Raw genomic sequence first — 19,287 nt, forward strand, 5'->3', positions numbered from 1 at the left:
TCGACAAATCCGGCTGGCGTGGCAGCGTTGCGGACGTGTGGCCGATCCATTATCTTACGTCGAACGTCTTGGCTTTTGCCATGATCGCCGGGCGATCGACCTCAGCCTTGCCGATCGGATTGCCCAGCTGCGTATATTTGAGCGCACTCTGAAGCGCGCTCGATCGGTTCATGTCCAGTGCTTCCCAGATCGCCCGGAGCGTGCCCTGGACCGCGGCGGCGGGCTTTTCGGCAATCGCCCGCGCCAGCGCGTGGGCGCGCGGCCATAATGCGACATCGGAGGTGACTTCGGTGACCAGGCCGATGCGCAGCGCGGTCTGTGCGCCGATCCTTTCGTCATTGCCCAGAAGCGCCATCCGCAGGACCTCGTGCAGCCCGATCTTGTGGCTGAGCCCGATCGGCTCCAGCGCCGCGACCATGCCGTAAGTGACGTGCGGATCGAAAAAGGTGGCATCCTCCGAACAGATGATGATGTCGCTTTCGTTGAGCCAGTAGAAGGCGCCGCCCGCGCACATGCCATGGACCGCGGCAATCACGGGCTTCCAGCAACCCATGGCCTTGGGCGCGAGGCGCTGGCCCGGATCGACCTGGCTCCAGATGTTCGCCACATTGCTGACGGGGCTTGGCCCCCTCACGTCCATCCCCGTCGAAAAGGCCTGGCCTGCGGCGGCGCGGAGCACGACGGCGTGAATGTCGTCATCGAGCGCGATGTGGCGCCAAAGCATCTCGAATTCGTCGATCATCCGAAGATCGAAGGAATTCAGCGCATGGGGTCTGTTCAGGGTGATGGTGGCGACATGGTCGTCGCCCGTTTCGAACAGTACCGATTGCAGATCATCGATCACGCATCTCTCCCGCAAATATCGCTAGCTCAGTTTCTCATAATGCCGATCGGCCAGCGCCCCCAACAGGTCGCTGCCGATCGCGGTTTCGAAGGAAACGCGCTGATGCAGGAGGCCGATCGCGGTAGTGACCGGAATGTCCCTGGCATCGATCGCGTTCGCCAGCGCGGTATCGGCATCGGACAGCGCAGCGAAAGGCCGCGCAAGCGCTTCGGAAATCGCCACCCGCTCGATCTCGTCAAGCGCCGGCCCCAGCCTGTTGCGGCTCTTCCAGAATTTGATGACGCGCGCGAGCCCCTTCATCCGGTCGCGCGCGACATTGTCATCGACCCGCGGCACGATCCGTTCCCTGAGATCGTCGAGCGCTATCTCGTAGAAGCGCTCCGACGAAGGTGCGTCGACTTCGGCGATCGCGACAGGCGGCAGCGGCATCGCGCAGCATTCGGCAAGTGCCTCGACCGCCAGCCGGCGGTGCAGCAGATTATAGGTCAGCACCGCGCCCAATGTGCCGCCGAACGTCCCTTTCTCCTGGCGCAGGGTGCGGAATTGATCGGTTATCACCGCGGCGTGGCAGATCAGGCGCCAGTAGCGAATGCGGTCTTCGTCGATATCCTGGCCACCGGCCGCGCGATAGGCCGCGAGCAGCAACCCGATCGGCGTGAAGGGCACGATCGCGCTGCGGATCGTGAGCCAGGCGAGATCTTCCATCGCATCGCCGAAATGGGCCAGTTCCCAATCGAGCAACGCCGTGACCCGGCGGTCGGCATGGAGGAAATTGCCGGGCCCCGCGTCGCCATGAACGAGGACGGTGCGGACCTCGCCGCTCGGTATATTCTCTTCCAGCCAGCGATATAGCAGGCTCAGGAGAGGGTCGCACTCCGCCGATGCGCCGTGCCGCAACCGCATTTCCGCGATCCGCCTGCGCGCATGGTCCTGCGCGGTCTCCGCCGGTTCGCCAAGCGCGGTGGGACCGGCGCCGTCTATCGGCACGCGGTGGAGCGCGGCGAGCTGCGCCATGTAATCGAGCGAGACGTCATGCTCGACGGACTTGTCGTCGAACCGGGCGGCGCCGTCCGCGCGCCGCATGAGGATCGCCCTCAGCTCAGGGAAGGAGGCCAGCACTTCGGGCACCGGCAGCCCGGCGGTGTGCGCCAGCTGCAGCGCAGCGGCTTCGCGCCGTATGAAATCGGCGCGTTCCGTGTCACTTGCCCGGCGGACATCATAAGCCAGGAAGGCATCGATGCGATCGCCGTCGCGATCGAGCTCGAGATAGGCGCCCTCGCGCGATGCGCCGCCGCCGACATGGCGCCGAAACGAGACGATCCGGCGGGCGGTGGCGCGTTCGACCGCATCGACCAGCACCGGGGGCAGCCCGCTGGTCTCAATGGGCGGGTCCGGTGCCTTTCCGCGCCTCATCGTGCGATATCCCTGGTGCGGTCGCGAAGCATTGTCTTGAGGATCTTGCCTGATGGATTGCGCGGGAAATCATCGATGATGAACAGGTGTTCGGGCGTCTTCTGCCGTGCGATGCCGCGTGTCTCAAAATGGAGGACGAGATCGTCCAGGGTCAGCGGCACATCGCCGTTGAGCGTGACGAACGCGGCGACCCGCTCGCCATAGGTCGGATCGGGTATCCCTACCGCCGCGGCCTCGGCGATCCGCGGATGCAGCAGCAGTGCATCCTCGACCTCCTTCGACGAGATATTCTCTCCCCCGCGGATGATGATGTCCTTCTTCCGGTCGACGATGGTCAGAAGCCCCGCCGCGTCGAGCACGCCGATGTCGCCGGTGCGGTACCATCCATCGGATGTGAACGCCGCAGCGTTCAGGCTCGGGTCCAGATAGCCCTCGAACAGTTCCGGGCCGATCGACTCGACTTCGCCGCGCTCGCCGATGGCGGCGAGCTCCCCGGCGTCGTTTCTCAGCCTGACCGCGCATCCGTGCATCGCTGCTCCGTCGGTGAATGCCCGGGCGTGGAGCGGATCGTGGGGCAGCGATGAGGTTGCCGTCGGCTGCTCGGTGCAGCCCCAGCATCGGAAGCCGGAAATGCCGGCATCGTCCAGCCGTTCGATCAATGTCGGTGATACGCCGGCGCCGCCGACCATCAGTTGCCGAAGCGAGCGCGGGCGATTTCCGGCGCCGAGCAGCGCATTGACGTGGAACGGTGTGCAAAGGCCCCTGGCGACATCATATCGTTCGATCATCGCAATCGCCCGCCCGAGATCCCAGCGGTCGAGAAACACGGTGTCTTCCTGCGAGAGGAACGGCCGCAGCGACGCGGTCAGGCCGCCGATATGCCCCGCCGGTGACGTAATCAGCGCGGCACCCGCCGGCGCGCGCGCGACGTAGGCGGAACTCTGGATCACTTCGGCCCGCAGGCTGCGGTTGCTGTGCATGACCCCCTTTGGCGCGGAGGTGGTTCCGGACGTGAAGTTGATCACGCAGATGTCCTCGGGCCGGACAACCGCCTGTGGCGGCTCCGTACCGGTGCCGCGCGACAGCATCTCATCCCAGGTCAGCGCCGGCCCCGGCATCGCTCCGGTCGCACCGATGACGACGATATTGTCGAGCGCGTGGAACGAGGAGAGGCGCGACACACGATCGCCATAGTCGATATTGCCCCAGCGGTCGGGCAGGACCAGCGCCTTTGCGCCGGTCTGGGCGAGGAGGAAGTCGACTTCGGCGGGCCCGTAGATATGGACGACCGGAACCAGGATGATGCCCAGCCGCAGCGTCGCCAGAAACAGCGCGACGCCCTCCTTCCAATGCGGCGTCTGGGACAGGATGATGTCGCCCTGACGCAGGCCGAGCGCAGACAGCCCGGCCGCAACCGCAACTGATTCCTTCAGGAGGTCCGCGCAGCCGATCTCGGAGGGCCGTTCGAGGGAGGAAAAGACCAGCCGGGTGGCCGGCGCCCGCGCCGTTTGAGCATCGATCTCGGCGATCAACGGCGTATCGGTCCACAGGCCTTCGACGCGCCATTTCGCGACGAAATCATCGCGTGCAGCATTCTTCGCTTCCACTATTCCCTCATGATGCGGCCGTGGGAGTGGCCGTCTGTTCAGCCACTTGCAGGTCCATAATCCGCCCTCTCGACGGCAACGATAAGACGATATTCATCAAAATCATATAACTTTTTATCCGATACCCGGACCCGCGCTAGAAGCCGATAATCTTATTATTGATTTAGACGTTTCTATATGCTCTGCTGGAGATGCAAATCAGCTATAAGTCATGGAGAGGCGACGGCGCGCAATGGCGAATTCACATCATGAAACGCTGCGCGGCCGGACCGGTGCCGAGGCGCGGATCAAGCGGCTGATTGCTGCCTACAATATAGCCGGAGACCGGGGCCGGCTGGACGAGATCGCGGCCTGCTTCGCGGCCGACGGCGTTCTGCAGACGCCGCTCTGGCAGGCCGCCGGCCGGTCCGAAATCGCGGCAGGCCTGCGCAATTCGAACAGTCGCGGCGACTCGGTCGTGCAGTTCGTGCGCCATCATGTCACGACCTCGCTGATAAGCTTTGACGGCGATGTCGTGACCGGGCGCAGCTATTTCCTGGTGTTCACCCAGATCGGGCCGGATCATGCGGGCGTATATGTCGATCGCTATCGCCAGGAGGATGGCGAATGGCGCATCGCTCACCGGCAGGTCCGCATCGACTGGAAGGCGCCTGAATCGCTGTTCGTCAACCAGCCGGTCAGCCGGGTGAATTCATCGGGAGGGCCACGATAATGCCGTTGAGGGAGCCGCCATCGGGCAATGTTCCTTTCCTTCCCGCCGATACGCTGGCGGGCCGGGTCGCGCTGGTGACGGGCGGCGGTTCGGGATTGGGCCTGGCGATGGCGGAGGGCTTCGCGGAGGCAGGCGCCGACGTGGCGCTGATCGGGCGCGGTTCCGCCAGGCTCGAACAGGCGGCGGCGCGGCTCGAACGGCTGGGCCGGCGGGTCGTGATGGCGACCGCCGACGTCAGAGAGCCCGAGCAGATTGTCGCGGCATTCGACGCGGTCGAAGCCCAGCTCGGCCCGGTATCGATCCTCGCCAACAATGCCGGGGCCAATTTTGCGGCGCGCGCCGAGCAGATGAGCGCCAACGCATTTCGGGCCGTCACCAGGATCGCCTATGACGGCACCTTCTTTTGCTCGACGGAATTTGCCCGCCGCAGCATACGGGACGGCCGGCCCGGCGTCATCATCAACAATGCGGCGCCCTATGCATGGACGGGATTTCCGTGCGACGCGCATTCGGCGCCCGCCAAGGCGGCCACCGTCAATCTCACCAAGACGCTGGCGATCGAGTGGGTGAGCGCTGGCATCAGGGTCAACTGTATCGCAGCGGGCTTCTTCCCGCATGACGGGTCATTGTCGGCGACCGCCGCGACCGCCGATGCGCGCCTGGGCCCGCATATCCCGGCCGGCAGGCCCGGCCGGATGCGCGAGCTGAGCTGCACTGCGGCCTGGCTTGTTTCGGACTATGCCGCCTTTGTGACGGGCGCGGTGCTTGTCATGGACGGCGGAGAATGGTTGAGGAGGGGGCTGGAGATGCCACATTTTGTCCCGGTACCCGAGCGGGAAGCGCTGTGGTGACGGGCCTGCCGAAACCGTCCGCCGGCCTGCCGGCGCCGGGCCCCTCATGGCTCGCCGGACAGACGGGCTGCGTCGCCGGACCGCGCATCGTCCTGACCGAGGCTGCCGTGGCGGCACTGATCGAAAGCGGTGCCACGGTCGAATCGCTGTTCGACGGCGAGGGGGAGGCGGCGATCGAGGAGATCGAGAAGGGCCGCGGGCCGCTCGATTTCCTCGTACTCGCACCGCCATCGATACAGCCCGGGGCGGCTTCGGCGATCAGCCCCGATAGCTGGCGGATCGAATGCACCGACCCGCTTGGCCGGCTTGCGAGCATGGCCATCGGCTACGGAAAGCGGCGCGTCGCGGATCGCCGGGGCGGATCGATTCTCTTTCTGACCAATGGATTGGCGGAAGGCGGGACGGCGGGGGCGCTGACGGGTGCCATCGTCGACGCGGGTATCGAAACGCTCACCAGGGCCCTGGCCGCCGAATGGGCCGGGCATGACATTCGGGTGAACAGCGTCGTCGCCGGGCTGTTCGGCGCGGATGATGCCCGGCAACGCCTCAACCTATCGTCGTCGAGCGATCTGGCGCGAACCGTTCCGGCGCACCGCTTCGGCGAACCGCGCGAGCTAGGCTGGGCGGTCAGCTGGCTCAGTTCGGGCTTTGCCGCCTATATAACCGGGGCGACGCTGACCGTGGATGGCGGCCACCATCTGCGCCGGCAACTGCTCGACCCGGCGATTTCCGCGCGGTTGTCAGCCGGCGGCGAGATTGCCGGGGGAAAGGCTGGTCTGGCGGAGTGACGCGCATGGCTCGGGCGATGACGGGACCAGGGTCAGCCGGGCCTGATGATATTCGGCGGTGAGCTGTGCGATCACGCCGGCAACGGTTGATGGGGATGTGATCAGACCCACCGCGTGACCCGCACTCCATATATCCTTCCAGGCCTTGACCCCGGGCGGCAGATCGGGCGTCCGCGGCGCACGCAGTGGCGGCAGTTGGTCGGGATCGAGCCCCGCGGCCAGAAGCGACTGGCGGATGAAGCTGGCCGGGAGCCCGGAGATCCGGTCGGTATAGACGATGTCCGATGTCGCCGCCTCGACAAGGAGCTGCTTGTAGGGATCCGATGCCAGCGACTCGGCCGTGGCGATGAACCGCGTACCGACATAGGCAAAGTCCGCGCCCAGTGCCTGCGTCGCGAGTATCGCGCGACCGTCGCCGATGCCGCCGCCGACGATGATCGCGCCATCGAACATGGCCCGGACCTGGGGAGTCAGGGCAAAGGCGGATTGTGCGCCCGAGTGCCCCCCGGCGCCCGCGCAGACCAGAATGATCCCGTCGACGCCGGCCTCCGCCGCCTTTCGGGCATGGTCGAGATTGGTGACGTCGTGAAAGACCAGGCCGCCCCAGTCGTGAACCCGTTTGACGGCCTCCGATGGGTCGCCGACGCTGGTTATGACGATCGGAACCCCGGCCGCCGCGCATTTTTCCAGCTGTTCCCGGCGGATGGGACTGCGCAACACGATGTTCACCGCATAGGGAGCCGGAGGTATCGGACCCGGCTCGGCGAGGCGGCGCTCGATCGTCGCGAGCCAGTCCGCCAGAAGTTCTGGATCGCGGGCGTTGAGCGCCGGAAAGCTTCCGATGACTCCAGCGCGGCAGGCGGCCACCACCAGATCGACCCCCGACACCAGAAACATCGGCGCGGTTATCACCGGCAACGTCGTGAGAGCCTTGAATCCGTCAATGTTCATTCCTGCCTCCCCAACGCCTGCGAGGACCAGGCAGGCCAGCGATAATCATATATACCATTAAGCTGATTATAGCCTATCATGCAAGCGGCCGACTCGCTGTCGGAGACGGATCAAGGGAGAGGATGACCGCATCGGTGGAACAGCTCGTGCTCGATCAACGGCAAGGCGGCGTCGCGATTCTGACGCTGAACCGCCCGGACGTCCTGAATGCGATCAATGATGCGCTGATGGCGGCGCTGCTCAGCGCGATCCGGTCGCTCGCGGCGGACGAGTCGGTTCGCTGCGTCGTCGTGACCGGGGCGGGCCGCGGTTTCTGTTCGGGCGGCGACATGAAGAACCGCCCATCGCCGCAGGGCGGCGCGCGGCCAAGCGCGGAACAGCGAGCGGCGTTCCTGCGCAAGGCGATGGATGCCGCATCTCTGTTGCACAGCATGCCCAAGCCGACCATCGCCATGATTAACGGCCCATGCGCAGGCGCGGGCGTTGGCCTTGCCGGCGCATGCGACATCCGGTTCGCGGCACGTTCGGCCACGATCCGCAGCGCGTTCGTCGAGGTCGGGCTCGCCGGAGATTATGGTGCGACATGGTTTTGGACACAGCTGCTGGGCAGTGCGAAGGCCCGCGAGTTCTTTCTTCTCTCAAAGCGATTCACGGCCGGGGAGGCGCTCGACTTCGGTCTCGTCACCCGGGTGTTCGATGACTCCGATCTTCTCACCGAAACACTGGCGCTTGCGAACAACATGGCCGACAACAAGCCGTGGGCGTTTCGTCTGGCCAAGGACAGCCTCAACCATGCGCTGAGCAACGATCTGCCCGCGCAGCTCGATGTGGAAGCCGCCAACAGCGTCAAGGCCGCGGCGGAAGTACGCCGCGACTGGAAGGCAAGGCAGGCCGCCGACGCGCGGGAGGCCGGCCGGGACGAGGTGATCGCGGCATCAGCGGAGCGGTCGGCGGAACCGCCAGGCTAGGGCGAGCAGGCCGACGAGCGCGCCATGGCGCACGAGCGGTTGCGCGGCGGTATCGAGACTGGCAATTTACCCCCGCCGGGAAGGCCGCGAGGATCGGCGCCGACGAATTGCAGGAGATGAATGATGGCACCCGAGTCAGGCTCCAAATATCCCGATCTTCGGTTGATAAGCGCCTTTGTCGAAGTCGCTCAGGAGCGGTCGTTCACGAAAGCTGCCGCCCGGCTGCAACTCAGCCAGCCACGCCTGTCGATGCGGATACGGGCGCTCGAGGAGCAACTCGGCTTCAGCCTGCTGAGCCGCAATTCGCGCAATGTGAGTCTTTCGGTGGAAGGCGCGGCGCTGCTCCCGGCTGCCAAGCAGATGATCGAGATGGCCGAGCGCGTGCTGGCCACCGCGAGCGAGATCAACTGCGCTTATTCGAGCCGGCTGGAAATCGGCGCGGTGAGTTTCCGCGTGCCCGAGCGCTGGACGATATTGAGCACCTTCCTTTCGGCGCATCCCAATATCTCGGTCACCGTCCAGACGGCCGCCAGCACGCCGCTATGGGAGCGGCTGCGCGAGCATGTCGTCAACATCGCGTTCACGCTGGGCCCGGTGCCCGCCGATCTGCAAAGCATGGTTCTTTCAAAATGCCGGATAGGTTTGTCGGTACCACAGAGCTCGCCCTGGGCTGTCCATGACCGGATCAGCCTGAATGATCTGCGCGGGCAAAGCGTCGTGCTGTTTCCCCGAGTCCCCGATATCGAACTGCATGACAGGGTTCGGGCGAAGCTGGCGCCCTATGAATTGCAGATCCTCGACTTTCCCGAGATGAGTTCGGAAGCGATGACCCAATTCGTGGCGCAGGCGAAGATCGCGACGATTTCGGCGCAGTGGTGGGAGCGCGATCACTCTGCCGACCTCCACTTCCTGACAATCGACGAGATCGAGGATGAAATGGAACTTCATCTGGTTACAACGCCCGGTCCGATGAGCGATGCTGTCGCCAAATTGTGGACCATGCTCAGCCATCCCCGGTCGGAACGGCTGGACGCCGCCTGACCCAGCACACGCCGCGAGGCATTTTTCGGCCGGACGTGATGCGGGCCCTCCTGCGTCCCGGATTTTGTATCAGCGGTGCGCTTCCACATCAGAGAACAGCCTCTAGCGGCCCTTGAAATCCGCCGGGCGCCGCTCGGTGACCGCCGCGAGGCCCTCACTGAAATCGTCGGTTCCCAGGAGGATGCTCTGCGCGAGAAGGTTGCTCGCCCATTCCTTTTCCATCGACGATTCCAGACCGCGATGGACCGCATCCTTGATCGCCCGATAGGCGAGCGGCGGCAGCGCGGCGAGCTCGCGGGCATAGTCCAGCGCCGCCCCGGGCAACGCATCGTCCGTATCCGCCGCGCGGCTTACCAGGCCGATCCGCAGCGCCTCCTCAGCCGCCACCGCACGGGCGGTCAGCACCATTTCGTTCGCCCTCGCAAGGCCGATCATTCTTGGCAGCAGGAAAAGCCCGCCCAGCGGGGGCATGATTCCCAATTTGATCCAGCTCTCCTGGAATTGCGCGCGGGGGCCGGCGATTCGAAAATCGCAGGCAAGCGCGAGTTCGCAACCAACCGTCACCGCAAATCCGTTCACGGCCGCGACGGTGGGCTTCGGGCAATTCCAAATCCGTTTCGCGGCACCCTGAAATGCGGAATAGATCTGATCGCGGATCTCGACCGCCGACATGGTCGTCAGCCGGGCGAGGAAGGCGAAGTCCGCCCCGGTGGAGAAATGCTTCCCGCTGGCGGTGAACAGGATCGCGCGGACACCGGGATCGTCGCCCAACAGATCGAACGCCCGGCATATCTCCTCCATGGTCCGCACGCGCAGCGCGTTCCTTCCATCTCCGCGATTCAGTTCGATGATGCCGATCTGGCCATCAACCCTGACGCTCAGGTCTTCAAAATCCACGGCCGGTCTCCAGAGCATATCGCGGAGCAGGGCGCCTTGCCCGGCGACGCTAGATGAGGTCGTCTTCGGTCCATGACTGTGCAGAGGACGTTCCGTCCTCGTGCCGTTGCCGTTCCAGTCTCTGGAGCTCGATCCGGCGGATCTTTCCAGAGATCGTCTTGGGGAGATCGGCGAATTCTATGCGGCGGATCCGCTTGAACGGGCCCAGCACGGTGCGCGCGTGCAGCAATATGGCGCGTGCGCTTTCCGCAGTGGGGGCGGTTCCGGGGACGAGCGTGATGAACGCCTTCGGCACCGCCAGGCGCACCGGGTCGGGCGACGGCACCACCGCGACCTCGAGCACGAGAGGGTGCTCGATCAATGCGCTTTCCAGTTCGAACGGACTGATCCGATAATCGGATGATTTGAACACATCGTCGGCACGGCCGATATAGGTGAAAAGGCCGTCCGCATCGCGCGAGGCGATATCGCCGGTAAGGTGATAATCGCCTGCCAGCGGGCGCAGCACGTCGTTTTCGCGATACCCTGCCATCAGGCCGACAGGCCTTGCCGGTTTCAGCGATATCACGATCTGACCTTCGTCGGCGAACCGCCCTTCCTGATCGAGCAGATCCACTTCGAAGCCGGGCAGGGGGCGGCCGACCTTGCCCGCCAGGACGGGCTGCCCCGGTGTATTGGCAATCATCACCGACGTCTCGGTCTGGCCGAAACCATCGCGGATCGTGACTCCCCAGGCCTCGCGGATCCGTTCGATAATCTCCGGATTCAACGGCTCACCCGCGCTCAGCAGCTCGCGGACGGTCACCGGCCAGGCCGCCAGATCCTCTTGCACGAGCATCCGCCAAACCGTGGGAGGCGCGCAGAAGGTGGTGATCTTCTCGTTGACGAGCAGATCGAGCGTCTTCCTGACGTCGAACCGGGCGTGATCGAGCACGATGATCGCCGCCTCCGCCAGCCAGGGCGCGAAGAGGCAGCTCCACGCATGTTTTGCCCAGCCGGGCGACGAGATGTTGAGATGCCTGTCGCCACGCTTGAGCCCGATCCAGTACATCGTGGACAGATGCCCGACGGGATAGGAGGTATGGCTGTGAACGACCAGCTTCGCCTTGGCCGTGGTCCCCGATGTGAAATAGAGCATCATCGGATCGTCCGCATCGGTTGGGCGATCGGCTGTGAACTGGTCGGCAAAGCCGCGCGCCTCATCAAGGCTGGACCAGCCGGGCGCGACGCCGTCGGTCACGATGCCGGTCCATGCGCCATGCTCGAACCGTTCGACATAATCGCGCTGAGCGATGACGAAGCGCACCCCGCCGCGCTCTATGCGATCACTGATGTCGCTGGCGCTGAGCAGGGGCGTCGCAGGGATGATGACCGCCCCCAGACGGATGAGCGCCAGCATCGATTCCCACAGCGGAACCATATTCCCCATCACGAGCAGCACCGGGTCGCCGTTTCGCATGCCGAGCGAGCGGAGGAAATTGGCGATGCGCTTCGATTCGCAGGAAAGCTCGGCAAAACTGCGCGAGGTGGCAGCGCCGTCGTCGGACAAGACCCTCAGCGCTTCGGCGTCATTATTCGCCGCGATGACGTCGAACCAGTCCTCGGCGAAATTGAACCGGGTGAATGCGGGCCACCGGAAATCCCTGCGCGCGCCATCATAATCGGTTCTGCGCTCGAACAGGAAATCACGCGCAGCCTGCAGCTGGCCAAAGTTACCGCGATCCATCTAATCTGCCTCGTCCTGTCACATCTGAATGTTCGTCCAAGCTTCCGGCTGCGTGGCCGTGGTTGGACCGGGAAAGGACCAATCGCGAAGCATGTGCTAAATCGGATATTTTTAGTCTATCTTGCCAACCATTTTGGTTAACGCAAAAATGTGTGCCCCCCGTCGACGAGCATCGTATTGCCGGTCATGTAATTGCTTGCGTCGCTGCACAGGAAGACCATGACGGGTCCGATATCCTGTTCGGGATCGCCGACTCGTCCCATCGGGATCGACGCGAAGAACGCCTTGGATTCCTCGGGCCGCGCGGCGGCCCAGTCACGCATGCCTTCATGATAGGCGAGCGGAATCAGCGCGTGTGCGCGTATGCCGTCCTTGGCCCATTCGACGGCTGCGGTTCGCGTCAGGGTTCTGATCGCTTCCTTCACCGCTCCATAGAAGCCGTAGCCGATCGGATCGGGGCGCAATGCGGCGCCGGTCGCCAGGTTCACGATCACCCCGCCGTTGCGCAGATAGGGATGGCAGGCCCGCATCGTCCGGAAGGTTGCCAGCGGTCCGGAGCGAAAGCCATATTCGAACCACTCATCCTTGGCATCGAGCAGCAGACCGTTGCCATGTTCGCCCTGCGCGTTGTTGACGAGGATGTCGATCGTGCCGAAACGATCGATCGCGGCGGCGATCAGATCCTCGATCTGCGTCAGATCGGTGAGGTCGCAGGTTCGCCCCATCGCCTGAACGCCGCGCGCTTCGAGCAGGCGGACCGATTCATCGAGCATGTCCTGCGAACGGCCGCACACAACCAGCGATGCGCCCGCGCTGCCGAGCGCGAGTGCAAGCCCGCGCCCAAGCCCGCGCCCTCCTCCGGTGACCAGCGCCACCTTGCCATCGAGAACGCCCATTGCTCTCCCCTATGTTCAATGTTCAATGTTACTCATATTGAGTAACAGAAGATAAAACAGACTATCAACTCGAAATTATTGATATTTTTGACGAATAAGTTCATAAAAAATCTGAATTGATCTGTCGTCTTTTCGTAAAATTGGATCGTTTGGACGGTTGACGCCCGAAAAGTCTTGCTTATGGTGCGGCGCTGTTGACAGTATTAGCGGCATATGTGCAAAAAAATAGCGACGTATGTCAGGATGTACTTAAAAGTTTTTGCCTAATCGTAAAAAAGATGTGCTGGAGATCGAATGAACCCGATCGTGGAAGAGGATGAGCGGCCGAGTGAGGCCGGGGCTGAACTGGGGCCGGAATTTTTCCGGACGGTGTACCGGAAGTTCTGGCTGATCCACCGTTGCGACGAGCGATTCCGGGCGGTGATCACGTCCGGCCGGGCCTCGCTGATCTACTACCCTGTTCGGGGTCAGGAGTTGCTGGCCGCTGCGATGGGCGCCGTGCTGCGGAAGGATGACTATATCGTCACCACCTATCGCGGGCTGCACGATCAGCTGGCAAAGGGTGTGCCGATCGACCGGCTCTGGGCCGAATTCCTCGGCCGGCTCGATGGTACCTGCAAAGGCAAGGGCGGCCCGATGCACATCACCCACCCTGAAACCGGGGTGATGGTGACGACCGGTATCGTTGGCAGCGGATTGCCGATCGCGCTCGGCCTGGCGCTGGCATCGCAAGTGCGCGGGGACGGCCGCGTCACGGTGGTGAGTTTCGGCGACGGCGCCAGCAACATCGGCGCGTTCCACGAGTCATTGAACATGGCGAGCCTGTGGAAGCTGCCCGTCGTGTTCTTCTGTCAGAACAACACTTATGCCGAACACACGGCCTATGCGAACGGCACCAGTTGCGCCCATGTCGTTGACCGTGCGGCGGGCTATGCGATGCGTGGCGTCCGGGTCGATGGCAACGACCCCGCCGCGATGGCCGGCGCCGCGTGGGCGGCGGTCGAATGGGCTCGGGCGGGCAAGGGGCCAACCTTGCTGGAGGCGGACACTTTCCGCTTCAAGGGCCACACGATCGGATCGTCCAGCGACTATGTGCCCAAAGACGCCATCGCAGCGGCGGAGAAGGTTGACCCGCTCGCGACGTTCCGTCCCTGGATGATCGCCAAGGGCTACGCCACCGACGACCAGCTGGGGCTCATCGAGGGCGAGATCGAGGCAGAGCTCGATCATGCTGTCGAATATGGTTTCGCCAGTCCTTTCCCACCGGTTGAGGAACTTCTCACGGATGTTCACGGGCAAGGGGTGAGTCAATGAATGTCGAGCGTACCGATCCAACCGGCGTCACCAAATTGGCGGCGGCCGAACGGATAAATTTCGCGCAGGCCTCGACGCTCGCGCTCCATGAAGCGATGCGCACCGATGATCGTGTCCTGCTGTTTGGCGAAGACCTGGCGGACCGCGAGGGCGGTGGTGTCTTCAAGATCACCAAGGGATTTTCGACCGAGTTCGGCGATCTGCGCGTGCGATCGACACCGATCTCCGAACAGGCGATCGTAGGCGCAGCTGTCGGCGCCGCGATCGCCGGTATGCGGCCGGTCGCTGAAATCATGCTGATGAACTTCGTCACCGTGGCGATGGATCAGCTTATCAATCATGCGGCGAAGATCCGGTACATGTCGGGCGGTCAGACGAATGTTCCACTGGTGATCCGCACCGCGACTGGCGCCGGCGCCGGAACGGGCGGCCAGCATTCGGACATGCTCGAAGCGTGGTTCGCGCACACCGCCGGCATCAAGGTGGTGGTTCCATCCAGCCCCGCGGATGCCAAGGGGCTTCTGCTGTCCGCGATCCTTGATGAGGAAGACCCCGTCATCTTCATCGAGAACACGCGGACCTACCGCACCATGGGGGCGGCGCCCCCGCCGATGCTGCGCGTGCCGCTGGGCAAGGCGAACGTCGTTCGTGAAGGCACCGACGTTTCGGTGATCGGCTATGGCCGCCCGATCATGGATGCCCTGTTGGTTGCCGACCGGCTGCAGGCCGAGGGGGTGTCGGTCGAGGTCGTCGATCTCAGAACCGTCGCGCCGTTCGATCTCGAAACGATATTGGCGTCGGTGGCGAAAACCAGGCGGGCGGTTGTGGTTCACGAAGCGGTTCGCAATTTCGGGGTGGGCGCGGAGATCGTCGCTTCGATTCAGGAGGAACTGTTCAGCGACCTCAAGGCGCCGATCCGCCGTGTCGCCTCCAAATTCTCGCCGGTCCCCTACAGCAAGCCTCTTGAAGAGGCGTTCATGTGGAACGCTGAAGAGATGTACGGGGCCATTCGCAGCACCCTTTAGGAAGTATAATGGCGACTGAAATAAAAATACCTCAGCTTGGTTTCTCGATGACCGAGGCCACGATAGCCGAGTGGCTGGTGGCCGACGGATCTGTCGTAACCGCCGGGCAGCCGCTCTATGCCATCGAAGCCGACAAATCGACGCAGGAGATCGAATCCCCGACGGGAGGCGCCATCCGCCTCATCGGTGTTGAAGGCGAGACCTACGAGATAGGCACGGTCATCGCTGAAATTGAATAGGTCGAGAGCTCCTTTTGCGGGTTTGGGCCGGCTCCGGCCAGGAGAATTGAACATGCTGCAGAACCGCTCATCGTCGTCGGTCCGCCCCGACTTCATTCCTGCTGAACATTACACGTCGCCCGAGTTCGCCCGTGCCGAAAAGGATATTCTGTGGCCCAGGGTGTGGCAGATCGCCTGCCGGGAGGAGCAGATCCCGGCGGTCGGCGACCAGTTCGTCTATGAGATCTGCGACGAATCCATTCTCATCATACGCAGCGCACCCGACACGATTTCGGCATTCTACAACGCCTGCCCGCATCGAGGGCGCCAGCTGGCTGCCGGGCCACGCCATTCGAAGCAGCTGGTGTGTCCATTTCACGGATGGCGCTTCACGCTCACCGGCCAGTGCACGCATGTTCCCTACCGGGAAAATTGGGGCGATGGACTCTGCGATGAAGAGATCGGCCTCAGCCCCGTAAAATGCGACAGCTGGAGCGGCTTCGTGTTCATCAACATGGACCAGCACGCCGAGCCGCTGCTCGAATTCCTGGGCGAGGCGGTCGAGCGGCTCGGTCCCTATGATTTCGCCGGACAGCGTTTCCGCTGGACGGCGTCGGTCGAAACCGATGTCAACTGGAAGCTCGCGCTCGAGGCTTTCATCGAAGCCTATCATGTGCAGACGACGCACCAGCAACTGCTGGCTTTCTTCGATGAACGGACCGAGGCGCACGCGGCGGGCCTGCACGGTTTTCTCAGGCGGTCGGCACAGGCCAGCGGACTTGGATCGCCCTCACAGCTGTTGAAGGCTCCGCCACCCGCCGATCCCCGTCCTCTCCTGCTCGATTATATGAAGGAGATGGTGTTCGACGTCCGCAGCATATTCAGCGATCGGGATCTTGCGGCGTCGGCGCGCATTCTGAGCGAGCTTCCGGATGGCGTGTCGGCGCCGGACGCGGTCAAGGCCATGATGAAGTTCCGCAAGGAAGCGGCGATGGCCGCAGGCGTTGGCTGGCCCGAGATCACGCCCGAACAAATAGCGGACAACGGGAGCGTCTGGCATATCTTTCCGAACATCTCGGTTCTGCCGCAGCCAACCGCGTCCTTATGGTATCGATTCCGGCCGGCCGGAAAAGGCGACAATCCCGAGCGCAGCATCATCGATTTCTGGGCGCTCGAGCGCTACGCGCCGGGCTTCGCTCCAAAGGTGGAGCATCCGCATTACACCGACTGGCGGGATTTCAAGGATATCCCGCCATTTCTGGCCCAGGATTTCGATAATCTCCCCTATCTGCAGAAGGGGGTGCGGTCGCAGGGGTTCCGCGGCGCCAGGACCAATCCGGTCCAGGAAGGCATCATAAGCAATTTCCACATGAAGCTGCGCCAGCTGCTCGGGGCTGCCTGAGATGATACCGGCCTCGAAACCGGCCGTGCGCGGTGCCGCCGGATGCTGACGCTAATCGTCGTAGACCGGCTGGGTGGCGAGCATGTCCTTCCGGCGGCGTCCGGAAGGACGGTCATGGAGGTCATCCGTGAAGGCGGGCTCGACGAACTTCTCGCTTCCTGCGGAGGGTGCTGCGCCTGCGCGACGTGCCACATCCACATCGATGAGCGTTTCTGGAGCCAGCTTCCACCGATAAGTGCCGATGAAAACGACCTGCTGGAAGGCGCTGGCAACCGGCATAATTCGCGGCTCGCATGCCAGTTCGAGATGACGGCCGCATTGGATCGGATGCGCGTGATTATTGCGCGGGACAATTAGACCAAGGGTGTCGGGTAGAGCCCGGCTGATCGAGACCTGTCGGCCGTATCAAAAGGTAAGCAGCGGATGACTACAGACATCCTGGATCGGGATACGCCATTCACGTCCGTCGACGACGGTTATCATGCCCTGTCTACCAATCCGCTCGACCTGGAGACCAACTGGTGGGCGATCAACATTCCCGAGCGTCGGCTCGGCATCTGGTTGCATGCGGCCTATTATCCCAATGCCGGCAAGGTTCGTTGGCGGGTGTTCGCCTGGGACGACAAGGGGGCCGATCCGGCACGCCTCGCTTATTACAAGATCGTCGATCAGGCGGCGATGCCGCCGGACCCCGATCTGCGTGACATCATCTTTCCCGAAGGTGGCTATCGGCTCAAGATGATCGCGCCCCTGACCGACTATTATCTGGAATATCAGGATCCTGATCGCTCCTTCGCGATCGAAGTGGTGTTCAAGGGCGCGCATGCGCCGCGCCGCGCGACGCCGGGCGAGGCGCCCATCCTGCATAATCCGCACCTCGATCAACTCGGCCTGTACACGGGGACATTGCGGCTGCACGGCGAATCCATCCCGATCCACTGCTGGTCGGTACGCGATCGGACCTGGGGCCCGCGTGAAGGCGCACATGCGCAGAGCCAGAAATATGCCGGGCGGCCGACGCGAGTGCTTCACCCCGGCGGCCCCCGCTGGCGCGAAATCGAGCGGGAGCGGGGGAGGGGCCGTGTCCAGTATATCTTTGGGCATAGCGATGACCAGACGGGTTTTCTAAGCTTCGTGCGCCCGCAGGACGGCGACGCGGAGGGACGGTCCCCGCTCAATACCGGCTGGCTGCTGAAAGACGGCCGGTTCGGCTGGATCGACAAAAGCCGTAGCTGGGCCCGGGTGTGGCGCGACCGTGATACCGGCTGGACCCGGCATATGGAGGTTCTTGTCACCGATGAGGAGGGCCGCCGGCTCGAAGCCGAGGGGCTCGCGATGAGCCACATGTGCGAACATGGCGGGGGCGCCAACACGCTTATGCGGTGGGAATATGAGGGAAAGGTCGGATGGGGCGAGGATCAGGACAGGTGGCGCGTCGATCACTTCGCGCACATGCTGCACGCATTGCGGTCGCGACGGTGATCGGGCCGCGCCTTGAAATTGCTGGACGCGGGCGCGGTCCGGGCAATGTTCAGCCCGCGGCCCGGCGATGGCGCCCGGGCGTCAGGCGCATCGAGGAATCTTGAAATGACCCTTCATCCCGAATTGCAGAAGCTGTGCGACACGATCCGCACATCCGGCATCCGTCCGGTCCATGAACTCACCGTCGCCGAAGCGCGCGCCGGACGATGGGCGGCGGAGGCCCAACTGGGCCGCGGCCCCGATGTCGGCCGGGTCGAGGACGTGGAAATTCCCGTCAGGGACGGCGTTATCCCGGGGCGGCTCTTCTTCCCTGCCGGCCCGGTCGAGGCGCTCCTGATCTATTATCATGGCGGCGGCTGGGTGATCGGCCATCTGGACATTAACGAGACGATCGCGCGCATGCTGGCCGCATCGGGCCCCTATGCGGTGCTGCTGGTCGACTATCGTCTCGCGCCCGAATTCCCGTTCCCCACAGGGTTGGAGGATAGTTGGGACGCCTCGCTCTGGGCTTCGGCGAACCTGTCGGCGATCGTCGGACATCAAGTGCCGCTGGTGCTGATCGGCGACAGCGCCGGTGGCAATTTCGCGGCGATCCTCGCGCAGCGAGCGAGGGATTCTGGGCAGATCGAGGTCGCGGCACAGGTGCTGCTCTATCCCTGTGTCGATATCGACACGACCACGCCTTCCTATCAGCAATGCTGGGATCTTCCGATCTTTGGCGGGCGGTCGATGCAGTGGTTCTGGGATCATTACGTCCCCGATCCCGACAATCGCGTCCTGCCGGAGATATCGCCACTCCGCGCGACCGATCTCGGCAGGCTGGCCCCCGCGATCATCGTGACCGCCGAATATGATCCGCTCCGCGACGAGGCCGAGGCCTATGCCGAGGCGCTCCGCGCCGCGGGGGGGCATGTCGTGACCCATCGTATCGAAGGCATGTGCCATGGTTTCCTCAACATGGTTGCGCTGCTGGAGGAACCCCGCCGCACAATCAGGACGGTGACCGGGGATCTGGGAGCCATTCTGAGTTGAGTAGCGCCGCGGGAAAGGGGACGGGCGCCCGCCCGCCGGCGATGCGCGCCGCGGCCTCAAGCCCGCCCATCAATTCCTATTAATAAAAAACAATAAAACTAATGAATAGATCTACAATAC

At 63.6% G+C, this 19,287-nt stretch carries 19 protein-coding genes; 12 read left to right on the plus strand and 7 right to left on the minus strand.

Translation table 11 applies throughout. The features are described 5' to 3' along the window. Window positions 1-49 precede the first annotated feature (49 nt). The 3 genes from WP12_RS15230 to WP12_RS15240 are packed head-to-tail and all read right to left on the minus strand — an operon-like array spanning window position 50 to window position 3,864. Complete coding sequence (locus WP12_RS15230; protein WP_235399153.1) at window positions 50-844, minus strand: enoyl-CoA hydratase/isomerase family protein; 795 nt, start codon at window positions 842-844, stop codon at window positions 50-52. A 21-nt stretch (window positions 845-865) separates the two neighbouring features. Further along, a complete protein-coding gene (locus WP12_RS15235) occupies window positions 866-2,257 on the minus strand; it encodes a phosphotransferase family protein (RefSeq protein WP_046194523.1) in 1,392 nt (463 codons plus the stop codon). Further along, window positions 2,254-3,864, minus strand: coding sequence for an AMP-binding protein (locus WP12_RS15240; protein WP_052730422.1), 1,611 nt, complete (start codon window positions 3,862-3,864; stop codon window positions 2,254-2,256). Before WP12_RS15240 ends, WP12_RS15235 begins: the two co-directional genes overlap by 4 nt. 232 nt (window positions 3,865-4,096) lie before the next feature. On the opposite strand from WP12_RS15240, the gene WP12_RS15245 reads away from it, so the two are divergent. From WP12_RS15245 to WP12_RS23510, 3 genes are read left to right on the plus strand one after another with little or no spacing between them, the layout of a single operon-like run. Beyond that, a complete protein-coding gene (locus WP12_RS15245; RefSeq protein ID WP_046194524.1) occupies window positions 4,097-4,576 on the plus strand; it encodes a nuclear transport factor 2 family protein in 480 nt (159 codons plus the stop codon). Further along, on the plus strand, window positions 4,576-5,427 hold the full coding sequence (locus tag WP12_RS15250; RefSeq protein WP_046194525.1) for an SDR family oxidoreductase: 852 nt from the start codon (window positions 4,576-4,578) through the stop codon (window positions 5,425-5,427). Before WP12_RS15245 ends, WP12_RS15250 begins: the two co-directional genes overlap by 1 nt. After that, a complete protein-coding gene (locus tag WP12_RS23510) occupies window positions 5,424-6,215 on the plus strand; it encodes an SDR family oxidoreductase (protein ID WP_160299231.1) in 792 nt (263 codons plus the stop codon). The genes WP12_RS15250 and WP12_RS23510 overlap by 4 nt, the downstream gene beginning before the upstream one ends. On the opposite strand, the gene WP12_RS15260 is transcribed toward WP12_RS23510, so the two are convergent. After that, window positions 6,168-7,166, minus strand: a complete 999-nt coding sequence (locus WP12_RS15260; RefSeq protein ID WP_046194526.1) for an NAD(P)H-dependent flavin oxidoreductase — start codon at window positions 7,164-7,166, stop codon at window positions 6,168-6,170. The genes WP12_RS23510 and WP12_RS15260 overlap by 48 nt on opposite strands. A 122-nt stretch (window positions 7,167-7,288) precedes the next feature. Between WP12_RS15260 and WP12_RS15265 the strand changes: the two genes are divergently transcribed. Together WP12_RS15265 and WP12_RS15270 are read left to right on the plus strand one after the other, a co-directional pair. Next, complete coding sequence (locus tag WP12_RS15265; RefSeq protein ID WP_052730424.1) at window positions 7,289-8,134, plus strand: enoyl-CoA hydratase/isomerase family protein; 846 nt, start codon at window positions 7,289-7,291, stop codon at window positions 8,132-8,134. A gap of 123 nt (window positions 8,135-8,257) precedes the next feature. After that, window positions 8,258-9,175 carry a LysR family transcriptional regulator gene (locus tag WP12_RS15270; RefSeq protein WP_235399154.1) on the plus strand — a complete coding sequence of 306 codons (918 nt, stop codon included), beginning with the start codon at window positions 8,258-8,260 and terminating at the stop codon, window positions 9,173-9,175. Window positions 9,176-9,277: 102 nt separating this feature from the next. On the opposite strand, the gene WP12_RS15275 is transcribed toward WP12_RS15270, so the two are convergent. From WP12_RS15275 to WP12_RS15285, 3 genes are all read right to left on the minus strand, one after another. After that, on the minus strand, window positions 9,278-10,072 hold the full coding sequence (locus WP12_RS15275) for an enoyl-CoA hydratase/isomerase family protein (protein ID WP_235399155.1): 795 nt from the start codon (window positions 10,070-10,072) through the stop codon (window positions 9,278-9,280). Window positions 10,073-10,121: 49 nt separating this feature from the next. After that, window positions 10,122-11,798 (minus strand): AMP-binding protein, encoded by a 1,677-nt coding sequence (locus tag WP12_RS15280; protein ID WP_046194529.1) that lies wholly within the window; start codon window positions 11,796-11,798, stop codon window positions 10,122-10,124. A gap of 137 nt (window positions 11,799-11,935) precedes the next feature. Continuing rightward, entirely contained in the window at window positions 11,936-12,694 is a 759-nt protein-coding gene (locus WP12_RS15285; protein ID WP_046194530.1) for an SDR family NAD(P)-dependent oxidoreductase, read from the minus strand. A 294-nt stretch (window positions 12,695-12,988) separates the two neighbouring features. On the opposite strand from WP12_RS15285, the gene WP12_RS15290 reads away from it, so the two are divergent. The 7 genes from WP12_RS15290 (at window position 12,989) to WP12_RS15320 (ending at window position 19,167) form a co-directional block, all read left to right on the plus strand. Next, a complete protein-coding gene (locus tag WP12_RS15290) occupies window positions 12,989-14,008 on the plus strand; it encodes a thiamine pyrophosphate-dependent dehydrogenase E1 component subunit alpha (protein ID WP_084691177.1) in 1,020 nt (339 codons plus the stop codon). Further along, window positions 14,005-15,033 (plus strand): alpha-ketoacid dehydrogenase subunit beta, encoded by a 1,029-nt coding sequence (locus WP12_RS15295; protein WP_046194531.1) that lies wholly within the window; start codon window positions 14,005-14,007, stop codon window positions 15,031-15,033. The genes WP12_RS15290 and WP12_RS15295 overlap by 4 nt, the downstream gene beginning before the upstream one ends. An 8-nt stretch (window positions 15,034-15,041) precedes the next feature. Further along, a complete protein-coding gene (locus WP12_RS15300) occupies window positions 15,042-15,272 on the plus strand; it encodes a biotin/lipoyl-containing protein (RefSeq protein ID WP_046194532.1) in 231 nt (76 codons plus the stop codon). A 52-nt stretch (window positions 15,273-15,324) separates the two neighbouring features. Next, window positions 15,325-16,653, plus strand: a complete 1,329-nt coding sequence (locus WP12_RS15305) for an aromatic ring-hydroxylating oxygenase subunit alpha (protein WP_046194533.1) — start codon at window positions 15,325-15,327, stop codon at window positions 16,651-16,653. 42 nt (window positions 16,654-16,695) lie between these two features. After that, on the plus strand, window positions 16,696-17,010 hold the full coding sequence (locus WP12_RS24210) for a 2Fe-2S iron-sulfur cluster-binding protein (RefSeq protein WP_084691178.1): 315 nt from the start codon (window positions 16,696-16,698) through the stop codon (window positions 17,008-17,010). 66 nt (window positions 17,011-17,076) lie between these two features. Beyond that, complete coding sequence (locus tag WP12_RS15315) at window positions 17,077-18,135, plus strand: hypothetical protein (RefSeq protein WP_046194535.1); 1,059 nt, start codon at window positions 17,077-17,079, stop codon at window positions 18,133-18,135. A gap of 105 nt (window positions 18,136-18,240) precedes the next feature. Then, window positions 18,241-19,167 (plus strand): alpha/beta hydrolase, encoded by a 927-nt coding sequence (locus WP12_RS15320; protein WP_052730425.1) that lies wholly within the window; start codon window positions 18,241-18,243, stop codon window positions 19,165-19,167. The last annotated feature ends 120 nt before the right edge of the window (window positions 19,168-19,287 follow it).

The sequence above is a fragment of the Sphingomonas sp. SRS2 genome (genome assembly GCF_000971055.1).
Lineage (GTDB): Bacteria > Pseudomonadota > Alphaproteobacteria > Sphingomonadales > Sphingomonadaceae > Rhizorhabdus.

Excerpts from the sequence above, each read along its gene's own strand:
- WP12_RS15270 (WP_235399154.1), top strand. The coding sequence starts at position 8,258 with ATGGCACCCGAGTCAGGCTCCAAATATCCCGATCTTCGGTTGATAAGC.
- WP12_RS15260 (WP_046194526.1), bottom strand. The coding sequence starts at position 7,166 with ATGAACATTGACGGATTCAAGGCTCTCACGACGTTGCCGGTGATAACC.
- WP12_RS15245 (WP_046194524.1), top strand. The coding sequence starts at position 4,097 with ATGGCGAATTCACATCATGAAACGCTGCGCGGCCGGACCGGTGCCGAG.
- WP12_RS15290 (WP_084691177.1), top strand. The coding sequence starts at position 12,989 with ATGAACCCGATCGTGGAAGAGGATGAGCGGCCGAGTGAGGCCGGGGCT.
- WP12_RS15295 (WP_046194531.1), top strand. The coding sequence starts at position 14,005 with ATGAATGTCGAGCGTACCGATCCAACCGGCGTCACCAAATTGGCGGCG.
- WP12_RS15250 (WP_046194525.1), top strand. The coding sequence starts at position 4,576 with ATGCCGTTGAGGGAGCCGCCATCGGGCAATGTTCCTTTCCTTCCCGCC.
- WP12_RS15300 (WP_046194532.1), top strand. The coding sequence starts at position 15,042 with ATGGCGACTGAAATAAAAATACCTCAGCTTGGTTTCTCGATGACCGAG.
- WP12_RS24210 (WP_084691178.1), top strand. The coding sequence starts at position 16,696 with ATGCTGACGCTAATCGTCGTAGACCGGCTGGGTGGCGAGCATGTCCTT.
- WP12_RS15315 (WP_046194535.1), top strand. The coding sequence starts at position 17,077 with ATGACTACAGACATCCTGGATCGGGATACGCCATTCACGTCCGTCGAC.
- WP12_RS15280 (WP_046194529.1), bottom strand. The coding sequence starts at position 11,798 with ATGGATCGCGGTAACTTTGGCCAGCTGCAGGCTGCGCGTGATTTCCTG.
- WP12_RS15305 (WP_046194533.1), top strand. The coding sequence starts at position 15,325 with ATGCTGCAGAACCGCTCATCGTCGTCGGTCCGCCCCGACTTCATTCCT.
- WP12_RS15265 (WP_052730424.1), top strand. The coding sequence starts at position 7,289 with ATGACCGCATCGGTGGAACAGCTCGTGCTCGATCAACGGCAAGGCGGC.
- WP12_RS15320 (WP_052730425.1), top strand. The coding sequence starts at position 18,241 with ATGACCCTTCATCCCGAATTGCAGAAGCTGTGCGACACGATCCGCACA.
- WP12_RS15285 (WP_046194530.1), bottom strand. The coding sequence starts at position 12,694 with ATGGGCGTTCTCGATGGCAAGGTGGCGCTGGTCACCGGAGGAGGGCGC.
- WP12_RS15235 (WP_046194523.1), bottom strand. The coding sequence starts at position 2,257 with ATGAGGCGCGGAAAGGCACCGGACCCGCCCATTGAGACCAGCGGGCTG.